This is a genomic window from Gemmatimonadetes bacterium SCN 70-22 (genome assembly GCA_001724275.1).
Classification (GTDB): domain Bacteria; phylum Gemmatimonadota; class Gemmatimonadetes; order Gemmatimonadales; family Gemmatimonadaceae; genus SCN-70-22.
In genome coordinates, this window is the sequence record MEDZ01000008.1 from 63,102 (window position 1) to 75,405 (window position 12,304).

14 protein-coding genes are annotated in these 12,304 nt (G+C 71.1%); 2 read left to right on the forward strand and 12 right to left on the reverse strand.

The genetic code is table 11. From position 1 onward, the window contains the following. Positions 1-167: 167 nt before the first annotated feature. Positions 168-509 (forward strand): hypothetical protein, encoded by a 342-nt coding sequence (locus ABS52_05995; protein ID ODT04202.1) that lies wholly within the window; start codon positions 168-170, stop codon positions 507-509. Here the strand turns inward: ABS52_05995 and ABS52_06000 are convergent. From ABS52_06000 to ABS52_06025, 6 genes are all read right to left on the reverse strand, one after another. Further along, positions 478-1,566, reverse strand: a complete 1,089-nt coding sequence (locus ABS52_06000) for a pyridine nucleotide-disulfide oxidoreductase (GenBank protein ODT04226.1) — start codon at positions 1,564-1,566, stop codon at positions 478-480. The genes ABS52_05995 and ABS52_06000 overlap by 32 nt on opposite strands. Before the next feature lie 17 nt (positions 1,567-1,583). Continuing rightward, positions 1,584-2,354, reverse strand: coding sequence for a hypothetical protein (locus ABS52_06005; protein ID ODT04203.1), 771 nt, complete (start codon positions 2,352-2,354; stop codon positions 1,584-1,586). Between the two features lie 7 nt (positions 2,355-2,361). Beyond that, entirely contained in the window at positions 2,362-3,495 is a 1,134-nt protein-coding gene (locus ABS52_06010) for an arsenical-resistance protein (protein ID ODT04227.1), read from the reverse strand. 5 nt (positions 3,496-3,500) lie between these two features. Continuing rightward, a complete protein-coding gene (locus tag ABS52_06015; protein ODT04204.1) occupies positions 3,501-3,980 on the reverse strand; it encodes a hypothetical protein in 480 nt (159 codons plus the stop codon). Between the two features lie 16 nt (positions 3,981-3,996). Continuing rightward, on the reverse strand, positions 3,997-4,968 hold the full coding sequence (locus ABS52_06020; protein ODT04205.1) for an arsenite S-adenosylmethyltransferase: 972 nt from the start codon (positions 4,966-4,968) through the stop codon (positions 3,997-3,999). A 72-nt stretch (positions 4,969-5,040) separates the two neighbouring features. Next, on the reverse strand, positions 5,041-5,391 hold the full coding sequence (locus tag ABS52_06025) for a transcriptional regulator (GenBank protein ODT04206.1): 351 nt from the start codon (positions 5,389-5,391) through the stop codon (positions 5,041-5,043). A 204-nt stretch (positions 5,392-5,595) separates the two neighbouring features. Between ABS52_06025 and ABS52_06030 the strand changes: the two genes are divergently transcribed. Further along, positions 5,596-5,928 (forward strand): hypothetical protein, encoded by a 333-nt coding sequence (locus ABS52_06030; protein ID ODT04207.1) that lies wholly within the window; start codon positions 5,596-5,598, stop codon positions 5,926-5,928. Here ABS52_06030 and ABS52_06035 read toward each other — a convergent pair. From ABS52_06035 to ABS52_06060, 6 genes are all read right to left on the reverse strand, one after another. Further along, the gene (locus tag ABS52_06035; protein ID ODT04208.1) at positions 5,925-6,917 is read right to left on the reverse strand and encodes a hypothetical protein; all 993 of its coding nucleotides are present in this window, start codon (positions 6,915-6,917) and stop codon (positions 5,925-5,927) included. The two genes, ABS52_06030 and ABS52_06035, sit on opposite strands and share 4 nt — an antisense overlap. Before the next feature lie 597 nt (positions 6,918-7,514). Further along, on the reverse strand, positions 7,515-7,922 hold the full coding sequence (locus tag ABS52_06040) for a hypothetical protein (protein ODT04228.1): 408 nt from the start codon (positions 7,920-7,922) through the stop codon (positions 7,515-7,517). Positions 7,923-8,000: 78 nt separating this feature from the next. Next, positions 8,001-8,666, reverse strand: a complete 666-nt coding sequence (locus tag ABS52_06045) for a hypothetical protein (protein ID ODT04209.1) — start codon at positions 8,664-8,666, stop codon at positions 8,001-8,003. A gap of 60 nt (positions 8,667-8,726) precedes the next feature. Next, on the reverse strand, positions 8,727-9,845 hold the full coding sequence (locus ABS52_06050) for a hypothetical protein (protein ID ODT04210.1): 1,119 nt from the start codon (positions 9,843-9,845) through the stop codon (positions 8,727-8,729). After that, positions 9,809-11,632 (reverse strand): chloride channel protein, encoded by a 1,824-nt coding sequence (locus ABS52_06055; protein ID ODT04229.1) that lies wholly within the window; start codon positions 11,630-11,632, stop codon positions 9,809-9,811. Before ABS52_06055 ends, ABS52_06050 begins: the two co-directional genes overlap by 37 nt. 14 nt (positions 11,633-11,646) lie before the next feature. Beyond that, complete coding sequence (locus ABS52_06060; GenBank protein ODT04211.1) at positions 11,647-12,180, reverse strand: hypothetical protein; 534 nt, start codon at positions 12,178-12,180, stop codon at positions 11,647-11,649. Between the last annotated feature and the right edge of the window lie 124 nt (positions 12,181-12,304).

The following is a 12,304-nucleotide window of genomic DNA, read 5'->3' on the forward strand; positions in this document are numbered from 1 at the left end:
CCCATGGGAATGTTCCCGGACCGAGGGGCCTGTGCGCGTGAAACGAAGCGACGACAACTCACGGCAAATGAAGGCGCCTCCACTACTTGCGCCTGTGCTTGGCGAGTGTCCGCGCTCCCGTCCCGAGGCGGATTCGGAAATGGTTATACCGGCACACCTCCCAGGAGGTGTGCCCGTGGAACGTGCGGTTCTCACGGGAGCTGGCGGAGGATTCGCCGTTCAAGCCGCGTGACGTTCTGCGGGGTCGCGATGCGAGAACGCTCGCGCGCGAGCTGCTCGCGATGTCGCAGGAGGAGTTCTCCGCCGCGTTCCGCAAGTCGCCGATGAAGCGGGCGAAGCTGCGGGGGCTCAAGCGCAATGCGGCAGCGGTGCTCGGCAACGTTGGCAGTGGCGATGATGTCGATGTGCTCACACGTGCGCTCGATGACGAGGAGCCGCTCGTGCGCGAGCACGCCGCATGGGCGATCTCGCAGATCGCTAGGCGGATCTCGAGTTCAGCAGCTGGATGATCTCCTCCACCGTCGCGCGCGCGGAGCGGCCCACGCCGATCAAGGTCGCTGACGCGAACCCCGTCCAGTCGCCGTAGCCAACGAGCCATAGCGGGATCGCGTCGGCGACGCGGGTGCCTCCCCCGTCGGAGGCCATCGCCACGCGTCCTCGTGCGTCAACGAGACCAAGCGGAGCGAGGTGCCGGAGCGCGGGACGGAACCCGATCGCGAAGATCACCGCGTCCACCGCCTCCGCCCGGCCATCAGGCCACTCCACCCCGTCGGCCGTGAACCGCGTGAACATCGGCTCCGCGTGGAGGACGCCCCGCGCGAGCGCCGCTCGCACAGGAGGCACCATGACGATGTCACCCAGGCTCCGGGGCGGGTCGGGCGTGCGGCCCTCCTGAATTGCCTTGTAGCGCGCGGTGGCCTGCTCGAAGAGGTACCGGCCGTCCACGTACTCGGGAAGGAAGGTGGGCAGTTCCCGGGTCGCCCACGTGACATCTGCGCAGTCCGCCAGCTCCGCCGCGATCTGTGCGCCCGAGTTGCCGCCACCCACGACGACGACGCGCTGCCCGATGAAGGCATCCCGTCCCGGATAGTCGGCGCTGTGGAGTACCCGACCACGGTATGTGCCGCGGCCCGGCACGTCCACCGCTACGGGACTTGCCCAGGTCCCCGTCGCACTGACCACGGCGCGCGCCTGTACCGCGCCAGCCGACGTCTCGAGTACGAACCCCTCGCCGGCCCTGCGAATGGCCTCGACCCGCACCGGCTGTATGACCGGCAGCGCGTAGCGGCGCTCGTACTCGGCGAGGTACGCGATGGTCTGGTCGCGCGTCGGGTACTCGTCGGCGCCCGCATCCCGGTCGCGCGGCATCAGCCACCCCGGGAGCGACGACCACTGGGCAGGGGAGAACAGCCGGAGCGACGGCCACGCACGCTGCCACGCCCCGCCGGGCGCGGACTGCTCGTCGAGGATGACGAACCGCAACCCGCTCCGTCGCAGGTAGAAGCCGGTTGCGAGCCCTGCCTGACCGCCGCCGATCACCACGACGTCCCAGACCTGAGACGTCAGATCATGCCCACCTGCTGTCACGCGTGTGGAGCAGTCACGTTCGGCCTGCCGCCAGTCTGGAGGAACTCGATGAAGTCCTCCGGCAACCCGGCCGCGCGCACGCCGGCAGCGGTCGCCGCGATGTCGTACTCGACGCGCACGTACTCGACCGCAGGCTCGTTCGTGCCGAGCGTGAGCCGCACATAGCCGGCACGCCAGTCGCCGTCCTTGGGGCGCCCCACGCTGCCGGTGTTGATGAAGTGGATCCCGTCCACGACGCGATGCCACGGCTTGTGCGTGTGCCCGAACGCGATGGCGTCACCCGCCTTGAGCCCGACGACCGCCGCCATCTTCCGACAGAAGTCGTCGCTCCGGTCCACGGTCCAATACACGGTGTTGAGCGTCGGCGTCCCGTGCACGAGCACGAGCCGCGGCCCCGCGGCGTGGCCGCCCAGGGGACGGAGGTCGAGGGAGAACGGGAGGGCGCCGAGCCAGTGCTTCGTCTCGGGGGTACAGGTCCGACGCGTGTACTCGTAGCTCACGTGCGCCAGGTCCTCCTGGCGCGGACTCTCGGACTTGCAGCCGCAGTGCTTGTAGCCCGTCGCGACCGTCGAGTCGTAGTTGCCCGCGATGCCGGCGATGCCGCGCTCGCGGAGCCGCGCCACCACCTCGTTCGGCTTGCTCGAGTAGCCGACCAGGTCCCCCAAGTGGTGAATCGCATCGACATCGGCGCGGCGGTCGATGTCCGCGAGCACGGCGTCGAGTGCCTCGATGTTGCCGTGGATGTCGGAGATGAGTGCGTAGCGCATTGCGGTCCTAGCGGGTGAGGGTTGGTGCAACCGCCGGTCTCTTGGCAGCCGCGTCCTCGGCGAAGAACCGCCGGCGCGCCCAGAGCGAGGCATAGACGAGCCCGACGAGGGCGGGAACCTCGATCAAAGGCCCCACCACGGCAGCGAGCGCCTCGCCGGAGCCAATGCCGAAGGTCGCCACGGCGACGGCGATGGCCAGCTCGAAGTTGTTCCCCGCCGCGGTGAAGCTGAGCGATGCGGTGCTCTCGTAGTCGAACCCCAGGCGCCGCGAGAACCAGAACGCGAAGCCGAACATCAGGCCGAAGTAGACGAGTAGCGGCAGGGCGATCCGGAGCACGTCGAGCGGCAGCTCGAGGATCCGATGCCCCTGCATCGCGAACATCAGCACGATGGTGTAGAGGAGCCCGAGGAGAGCGGTCGGCCCGAACTTCGGCATGAAGGTGCCTTCGTACCACGCGAGTCCCTTCGACCGGACCAGGGCCTTCCGCGTGAGGTAGCCCGCGACGAGCGGCACGCCGAGGAAGATCCCCACGCTCCGCGCGATCTCACCCATCGACACGTCGAGGGCCGCTGCATCGGCGCCGAGCCAGCCGGGAACGACCGTGAGGAAGAGCCAGCCCAGCACGGAGTAGGTGAGAATCTGGAAGACGGAGTTGAGCGCCACGAGGACCGCGGCCAGCTCCCCTGACCCGCAGGCGAGGGAGTTCCAGATCAGCACCATCGCGATGCAGCGCGCGAGGCCGATCAGCACGAGCCCGTTCCGGTACTCCGGCAGGTCCGGGAGGAAGAGCCAGGCGAGGCCGAGCATCAGGAGCGGACCCACGACCCAGTTGAGCACGAGCGAGGTGCCGAGGAGCTTCGTGTCGCGCGCATGCCGCCCGATGGTCTCGTAGCGCACCTTCGCGAGCACGGGATACATCATCCACAAGAGCCCGACGGCGATGGGTACGGAGACGCCGGCCACCTGCACGCGATCGAGCGCTGTGCCGAGGTCGGGATAGATGCGACCGAGCAGCAACCCGAGGCCCATCGCTGCGAAGATCCAGAGCGGGAGTAAGCGGTCGAGCGTCGAGAGGCGGCGAAGGACCGGCGCCTCCGCCTCCCCAGGCGAGCCGTCGTAGCGTGGCGGCGCCGCGGTCACGTGTGTCACGCCGCCTCCGTCGAGGTCCTGCACGCCCGCACCATCACGGTGGCAGACGCCGGGCACGCGCTCCGGAACTCCGCGGTCGCGCGCACGTCTTCCGGGGCCTGGTCTCGCGTGATCTGCGTGAAGCCGAAGCTCGGGAAGTACCGGTCGGCCGTCGTCGTCAGCAGGTAGAGTGCATGAATGCCGCGCGCCTCTGCGTCCGAGATCACGCGCGTGACCAGCGCACGGCCGACGCCGTGCGAGCGCCACTCCTGGCGCACCGCGACCGAGCGGAGCAAGGCGTTGTCGCAGCACACCTCAAGGCCCGCGACGCCGATGACGGCGCCATCCACCTCGGCGAGGACGAAGGTCGGAAGCGCCTCTGCGACGCCGTCCAGCGGGAGGCTACTCGCGGTCAAGAGTTCGCTCACGGCGGGCAGGTCCGCAGACGCGGCCGCGCGGAGGTGCGGCACGCTGTCGGAGATGATGTTCGGTGTCATGAGAGGGTGCCCTGGTTCAGCAGCAGTCAGTGCCTGGCGTGCAGCACGCGCCACCGGCAGCAGTTCCAAGTGAGGCGAGGGAGCGCAGCGGTTTCTGCGTGCGTGCCGGCGCGCCCGGCTTCGTCGCCCGCACGAAGCCGCTCATGACCTTCCCGTCGACTTCGTCGGCGAGTGCCGGGTCGAGTCCCGTCCCCGCGAGCAGCGCAGACGCATCATCGCGCGAGTAGACGCGGGTCGGCTCGATGCTCGGGTGCTCGAAGCCGACTTCCGTAAGCAGGTCGGTGAACTCCTGCTCCTCGAGCGCACCGGCGACGCAGCCGGTCCACAGCGCCATGTTCTCCGTCACCGCCTCGGGCAGCCCCGCGCGGGTGATGACGTCACTCACCGCGAAGCGGCCGCCGGGCTTGAGGACGCGGAACGCCTCCTTCAATACCTGGCGCTTGTCGCCGGAGAGGTTGATCACGCAGTTGGAGATGATCACGTCCACGGTATTGGATGGAAGCGGGATCGCCTCGATGTGCCCCTTCAGGAACTCGACGTTCGTGGCGCCGGCCTTCGCCTTGTTCTCGAGCGCGAGCGCGAGCATCTCGTCGGTCATGTCGAGGCCGTACGCCTTGCCGGTGGGGCCGACGCGCTTGGCCGAGAGCAGGACGTCGATGCCGCCGCCGGAGCCGAGGTCGAGGACCACCTCCCCTTCGTGCAGCTCAGCGAGCGCCGTGGGGTTGCCGCAGCCAAGCGAGGCGAGGATCGCCTCGGCGGGGAGCCCCGCCGTCTCGCCGGCCTCGTACAGGTCGGCGGTGATCGGATCCCACGACTCGCTCGTCGAGCCGCAGCAGCCGCTGGACTCGGTCGCCGGTCCGCAGCACGAGGCGGCCCCCGCTCCCGCGGCGACCGCCTTCGCCGTCGCGCCGTAGCGCGCCTGCACCGTCGCGCGGATCTCCTCCAGCGTGGTCGGGACCTTCGTCGGGGCCTGCGAATCGGTGCTCATGGTCAGCCTCGTCAGTGGCAGAGTATCAAGAAACGTTGATGTATCGGGGACAAAAAAAATCGGCGTTGCCGGTCACCCGCAACACTTCGCGGCCCGGATGGGCAGCGCGCCCGTTCGGGGCTGCATCCCGACCGCCAGGTCATGGACCTCGGCCAGGGCCTCCGGCACGATGCTGTAGTACGACCACCGTCCCTCCTTCCGGTCCGTCACGAGGCCGGCCTCGCGGAGCACCCGCAGGTGGAACGAGAGGCGGGACTGGGCTGCGTCCAGCTCGTCCTGCAGGTCGCACACACACCGCTCCCCGTCCCGCAGCATCTCGAGGATCGAGAGGCGCGTGGCGTCGGACAGCGCGTGGAAGAGCGTCACGGCGCGGTCGAGATCGGTGGACGGTCGAGTCGCGGTGGTCACGCCTGAACGATACATCAACTAATGTTGCTGTGTCAATGAGAGGGGCCGACTCCGCTGTCCACTCCAAGAGGCGGCCTGGCCATGCCGCTCCCCCCCTTCAGAAGTGAGGGGGAGCAATCGGCCTAATCCGTTGCTTTTCTTACGGTTCGCGCCCCGGTCGCGAGAGGGATCTCAAAACGGGTATACCGGCACATCTCCCAGGAGGTGTGTCCATGGAACGTGAAGTTCGCGCGGGCACTACCGCACGACTCACCGTACCGGCCACGCGAGCCGCTGTCGGGGAAGGACGCCCGGGCCCTGGCGCGGGGCATCCTGGCGATGTCGCAAGAGGAATTCAGCCGCGCCTTCAAGGGCTCGCCGATGAAGCGAGCGAAGCTGCGCGGGCTCGCCCGTAACGCCGCCGTCGCCCTGGGCAACACCGGCACGCCGGAGGATGTCGACGTGCTCACACGCGCGCGCGACGCCGAGGACCCGCTCGTCCGCGAGCACGCCACCTGGGCGCTCCCACGCATCGCGCACCCACATGCGGCGCGCGGCGGCGGGGACGCCTAACGCACCCCGCCGGACCTCGCCCGACCCGTGAGGGCGTCGTACACCACCACACCGCCGACGATGGTCAGGACGCTCGTCGTCCCGGGCAGCTCCGCCGGGGGCGTAGCGAAGATGTCGCGCGAGAGCACGGCCAGGTCTGCCAGCATCCCCAGCGCGAGCGTGCCCTTCACGCGCTCCGCGTGCTCGGCGTACGCGCTGCCGCGCGTGTACGCGGCCACGGCCTGCTCCATCGTGAGCCCTTCTCGCGGATTGTCGGGATGTGTCACCGCGAACTGCAGGTTGAGGAACGGGGCGAGCGCGTCCGCCATGTTCTGGATCGACGTGATGCCGTGGCGCAGGGCGTGGGCCGCATGTCGCCGGAAGGCGGCGACGAGGACGCTGTCCGGCTGCCGCGACCGCAGCGCGCGGGCCGCGTTCCAGGCGGCGTACTCGTGCAGCAAACCGGTGAGACGCCCCTGGCCACGCCCCGGGTACGGTGCGCCCTCGCGCTCGTAAAAGCCGCCGACCGGATCCGGCGCGTCATCGCTGATGTCGAGCGCTCGGAGGCCCGCGCTGTTCACGACGACGCCATGCCCGGTGTTTGCAGCCAGCCAGACAGGGTGCGCGCGTGCGACGGAGTCGAGCGCGGCGCGGCGGGCACGCGGATCGTCCAGGATCGCCGCGTCGATCCCGGTCCGGAGCCACGTCCCGGGAGGGGTCCGACGCACGAGCGCCGCGAGCGAATCGAGGACCTGCTCGAGCGGAGGATCGGGAACGGGGACGTCACTCGTCTGGAACGCCACGCCGGGGAGTGGAGCGCCGAGATGAACGTGGGCGTCGTTGAAGCCGGGCACGACGACGCGCCCGTCCAGCGCGATTCGCCGGCTGCGCGCTCCGGCCATGGCGCCGACCGACGCGCTCGTGCCTACTGCGGCGATCTTGTCCCCGCGAATCGCCACCGCTTCCGCCCACGGCTGGCGCGGATCGCCGGTGAAGACACGGCCACCCATGAGTACGAGATCCGGGGGCGCCGGCTCGTGCGTGCGTCGTGCGCTGGCGGCGGCGAGCAGCAGCAGAAGTGCGGCGAGCCCCCCGAGCGCGGCAGACCACCGGCGCGTCACGCCGGCGCGCCCTGAGCCATCCGGACGCCGGCCCGGCCGCGGAGGTAGTGACGCGGTGAGTGAGAGGCGTCCGACACGTGCCGGCCCGGACTCCGGGGACGGAAGCCAGGCGACCCGGGACGCGGACTGGCGGCCGCTCGACACCGCCAGGGCGACGAGTCCGAGTCCGGCGAGCCGATGTGCAGGGAGGGCGGCTGCGTTGCGTGTTTGGACGAGTATCGGACCATCGGGGCGGAGGATCGCCACCGACGGCGGCTCGCGCAAGTCGCTCGCGGCGGCCTCGGCGCTGGGTCGGCCGGCGACAGGCATCGTTGCAGCTGTCGTTCCACGCCGGGAGAACGACGGCACCGGCACGATGCATCATCTTCCCGGCGCAAGCAGTGGCCGCCGCTACGTCGCCGCTACATCGCCGCTACATCGCTCACGGCCACATCGCCGCTCCCCGACGCGTTCGCCCACCTGTCCCGAGCGCCATCGGGAAGTGGTTCAACCGATCCGCCCCAGCTCCTCCAACAGCGGGCACTCCCCCATCGGTCCCTTCCCGCCACGGCAGCGCCCCGCCAGGTGCACGAGCGCGTGCCGGATCTGCTCCAGGTCGCGCAGCTTCCCCTCGACCTCGGTGATCTTGGCTTCCGCCCGCGCCTTCACGTCGGCGGCCGTCTTTCCCGGGTCCAGTCGCAGGGCCAGCAGTTCGGCGATCTCCGCCAGGGTGAAGCCCAGCTCCTGCGCGCGCTTGATGAAGCGCAACCGATCCAGCGTACCCTCGGAGTACTCGCGATAGCCGTCGGCGTGGCGGCGGGGGTCATGCAGCAGCCCCCGCCGCTCGTAGTACCGCACCGTCTGCACGTTCACGCCCGCTCGCCGAGCCAGCTCGCCGATCCGCATCGCCGCCATGCGCGCTCCATCCTTCGGGGATCGCCACATGATCACCACCTGTGGCGGAACGCGCCATCGGCGTTTCGGCGACGACACCTAGGGCTTCTTCGGAGGGTGCGACGTGTGCGCGTCACCGTGTGCCGCCGCACCGTGCGCAGCGGCACCGTGTGCATCCTCGTGCCCCTCGCCCGCCGCCAGCGAGTACAGCTGCTCCGCGTAGTGGAGGAGCGGGACGTAGGCCGCGACGAAGGCCCGCCCGGCTTCCACGTCCTGCGGTGCGAATCGCTTCGCCGCCGTCGCCCGGTCGAACCGCGCCCGCAACCCGTCGCGCACGGCATGAATGAGCACCGACTCGAGCTGCTCGACCGAACCCGCTGCCAGCGCGCGGTCGGCGGCCGGGATCACCGGGCCATGATCGATCCCGGCCGGCTTGAGCCCCGTGTACGGCTCACCCTCGCCGGCACGGTGCAGTCGCACGAGCGTCTCGAAGAAGAAGTGGTCCGCCAGCAGCCGGGCCTCGCCTCCCAGCTTGCGGACGGCGAGCGTGTGCTCGAAGGCGCGCCGGATCTCTCCATCGTCCTGCGGGCGCACCCAGATCAGGACCCGCTCGACGGAACCGCTTTCCAGCGCCCCGCGCGCGGCAGTCACCACGGGACCGTCCATCGTGTCGCAGTGCGCCAACGCATTGCGGGGAGCGAGCGCGACGAGCGCGAGTGCGACTCCCCCGATCGCTGCGGTGCGTCGCCAGCCATTCGTATGCATGTCTTCATCCCTCGGATTACCGGTTCGTCGGGACGTTACACCCTATACCATGGTAGAGGGTCAAGGGGGGCGCCCGGAAACCGTCCGTCGCAACCGCCGCCGCTCCTCCCACATCGCCATCACCAGCGCCCGTGCCATCAGGCGCTCGGGCGAGCCGCCGCTGAAGGCACCGGCCACCGCGCGCAGCATCCCCGGGGTGAAGCGAGTCCCCGGAGCGATGGCGAAGATGGGCTCCCACAGCGTCGGCTGCAGGCTCGCCTTGAACGCCTCGAGGCCCGCGAAGTTGTAGAATCGCCGTCCGTGCGCCCGCACCCAGTGCAGCGCGCCGCGCAACCATGCCGGCTGCCCCTGGAACGTCACGCCCGCATGCTCGGCCAGCGGGGCGAGGCCGAGCGTGACGTACCGGGCTCCATCGAGCGCGAAGGCGCGCATCGCCGCATCCACCATCAGGTGCGTCGTCCCATTAGGCGCTTCGGGGCGCCGCGGCCATTGCTCCACCAGCCACCCCTGGCGCGCCGGGACCGGCGTCGCGACGAGGAAGGCGACGACCGACGCACCTCGCGACGCGACGAAGATCCGGCGATCGTCGAGGGTGTCGAGCAGGTCGGGCGACACGAGGAAGCCGAGTGGGGGGAGGCCACGCGTCTCGAGCCACGCCGCCAGCACGTCGCGCAGCGCGCCCGACGCCCGCGCGCGTGACGGGGACCACTCGTCGACCCGCACGTCCTTGTTGCGCGCTCGATGGAGCTGGGCTCGCAGCGACCGCTTGCCCCGGACGATCGCCGCCCACCCGGCGGGATCCCACACGGGCTGGGCGCCCAGCTGCACCATGGAGCGGTTGCCACTGGCGGCGTAGTGGTGTTCCAGTCGCGACCCGGCGCCGAAGAAGAGGACACGATCGCCGCGCGAGCGCGCCGTCGCCTCGAGCTCCATCGCCACGTGCGGCAGCCGCTCGGGCGTGCAGACGGGGGCCCCCGCCACCACCCATACGCCGGCGAACGCAACGTACCCGGCCACCGCATCGCGCTCCCGCGAGAACCAGTGACGCATGCCGGGGTTGAGGATCTGGTACGCGACGGCGTTCCACCCGTGACGCAGCACGATCTCGCGCGCCTCGCCCCAGCCGGCGTCACCCACCCACGTCACCCACCCGAGGGCGCGCCCCGCTCCCGCCGCCACGGAAAGCGCCGTGCCCGGTGCGCCCGATGCGCCGCCTCGAGCCGCGGTGCGTGCGCCGTCAGCAGGTCGCTTCGCGAGATGATCCCCACCACCTGGCGCCTCGCCTCGCGACGGACGACGGGGAGGCGTCCCACCCGCTCCAGCACCATCTGGTCGGCCGCATCGCGCAGCGTGCTGTCCTCGTAGACGACCACCGGCGACCGCCGGATCACCGCGCGCACGCACTGCGCGTCGTCGTGCGAGGGATCGAGCAGGTCGCGGCGCGTCACGACTCCCACCAGCTGCAACTCGTCGTCGAGCACCGGGAACCCCTGGTGCGTCGCCCCGCCCGCCCCGCCCGCGAGCCATTGGCGAACGCTGGCCAGCTCGTCGTCTGCGCGCAGCGTCACGACGTCGCGGGGGGCCACGTCGCGCACGACCACGTGCGCCAGGTGATCGGCCGCGTACTCCGATCGCACCATCGTCCCCCGCCGCGCCAGCTTCTCGGTCATGATGGAGTTCCGGCTCAGCAGGAGCGACACCAGCCACGACGCCGCGCACCCCGACAGGAGCGGGAGGAGCCCCATGGGCTGGCGCGTGGTCTCGAAGGCGAAGACGATGGAGGCGAGGAGGGCATGCGACGCCCCGGCGAAGATGGCCGCCATCCCCACGAGCCCCGCGACGCGCGGGTCGACACCGAGTCCCGGCGCGATGCGCGCGAGGTGCGCCCCGAGCCAGGCTCCCAGCCCGCCGCCGATGGTGAACAGCGGCGCCAGCGTCCCGCCGGAAGTCCCGCTCCCCAGGTAGATGGCCCACGACACGAACTTGAGTACGACCAGCACGATCAACGCACGCCCGACGATGCTCCCGTCCAGGGCGCCGGTGATGTTGTCGTAGCCCACGCCCAGCGTGCGCGGCTCGATGAGCCCGACCCCGCCGACCACGACGGCGCCGATGGCCGGCCACCACATCCAGTGAATGCCGAATCGGTGGCCCAGGCGCTCGAAGGCATCCTCGATGGCGTAGGTGCCGCGCGTGATCGCGGCGGCCAGGATGCCGATGGCCACGCCGAGGGCCGTATAGACGCCCAGCGCGACCATCCCGGGCTGCGCCACCGTCGGCATCCCGAACACCGGTTGCGTCCCCTGGAAGACGGCGCGGACGCCGGTGGCCACCGCCGCGGCAATGGCCACGGGGATCAGCGACCGCGGACGGTACTCGAAGAGCAGGAGCTCCACCGCCAGCAGCACCGCGCTCACCGGGCTGCCGAAGGTTGCCGCCATCCCGGCGGCCGCGCCGGCGGCCAGGAGCGTCTTGCGCTCGTCGCTCGTGACGCGCAGGAACTGTCCCGCGAGCGAGCCGAGCGCTCCGCCAGTTGCAATGATCGGCCCCTCGGCCCCGAACGGCCCCCCCGTCCCGATCGCGATGGCGGCCGAGAGCGGCTTGAGCACCAGTACTCGTGCCGGGATGCGGCTCTCGCCGAACAGCACCCTCTCCATCACCTCGGGGATCCCGTGCCCGCGGATGGCTGCCGAACCGTAGCGCGCCATGATGCCCACCAGGATCGCCCCGACGACGGGGGTCAGCAGCACCACGGCGGGGCCCGGATGTCCGCTGGCCGGCGCGACCAGCGAGGTGGCGACACGGCCATGGAACACGAGGTTGGTCACCAGGCCGATCAGCGCGGTGAGCAGCTGCGCGGCCAGCGCGGCGGCCGCGGCCAGGATGATGGCGAGACCGACGAGGAGGATCGTCCGGGCGTCGACGGGTTCGTACTCGCGCGGGGCGCGCACGGACGGCTGCCCCACGGGGGTCGCGCCGTTCACGTCGTCGCCCTCGGCCGCTTCGCCGCGCCCGCCGCGGCACGCTGCGCTCGCCCTCCCTCGAAGAACATCGTCGCGGGGAGCTCGGCCAGGCCAGCGGCGACGAGCCACGTGTCGAGGGCGTTGGCCAGGGCGCGCCGCCGCGCGGCCGGGATCGCACCCAGGGCGCTCGCCAACGCCTCCTGCGCCGTCGGGGGGATGGTGCGGATCGCACGCCGCCCGGCCTCGGTCGCGGTGAGCGTCGTCTGCCGCGCGTCAGACGCGCCGGGGCGTCGCGCGACCAGCCCGCGCGCGACCAGGCGCGCGACGACCTCGGAAACGGCGCTCTGCCCGGTGAAGGTGCGCGCCGCGAGCTCGCCGATGGTGAGCCCCGGGGCGGCGTGCACCTGGCGCAGGACGAAGGCCTGCGCGCCACTGACCCCCCCGCGCGTGTCTCCCCCGCGCGTGTCTCCCCCGCGCGCACCCCCTCCGCGCCTGGCCGTCCCGCGCGCACCGGCGCTGAGTGCGCGCACGATGCGGCGCAGGGCGTCCATCACGCGGCGGGAGTCGTCGTCGCTTTCCGGTCGAGGCGCCGGGCGGCGCGGGTTGCGAGTGGTCGGCATCCCGGCAATTTACATCGGTACCGATGTAATTGCAGCGGGGACGGCCGGCACGCGT